The 433-nt window shown below is 63.0% G+C and carries 2 riboswitches.

Going from position 1 to position 433, the window contains the following annotated elements:
• Nucleotides 1-92: 92 nt before the first annotated feature.
• Nucleotides 93-195, reverse strand: a riboswitch (glycine riboswitch).
• A gap of 1 nt (nucleotide 196) precedes the next feature.
• A riboswitch (glycine riboswitch) is annotated at nucleotides 197-294 on the reverse strand.
• Nucleotides 295-433: the final 139 nt, after the last annotated feature.

Raw genomic sequence — 433 nt, forward strand, 5'->3', positions numbered from 1 at the left:
TTCAACGCGCAGCAGCTTGCGGCCTTCAGGTGCCAGGGTCATGAGGAACTCCATAATTCAGGTGGCACAAGGGTGCCACGATGATTCGGGTTCCTCCCCGCTCTGTATTGGACCTGAGAGATTCCGTGTCCCTGCTGCTGCAGGACCACTTGCACCGTCGGTGAGCCCGGTTGCCCGGACTGCTTTCCAGAGTTGCCTTGCCGCGGCGGTACATGGGCCTGAGAGATTCCTGGGGAGGATTTGCTCCTACGGCGCCTGCTGAATGTACCGGCAGGACTCTCCCGCCGCAGATCATAAGCGCGTGCCACCGTGGAGTGACACATCACACAGGATAGCCGCTGCCCGGAGTGCGCGCAAAGCACGGCCTGGCCTGCGTGCAGGACCAAGCGGCGTCCCGAGGGCCCCGACACGAGCTTGCGAGTGTTGGGAAGGG

Origin of the sequence: Arthrobacter cavernae (assembly GCF_017368795.1) — a bacterium.
Classification (GTDB): domain Bacteria; phylum Actinomycetota; class Actinomycetes; order Actinomycetales; family Micrococcaceae; genus Arthrobacter; species Arthrobacter cavernae.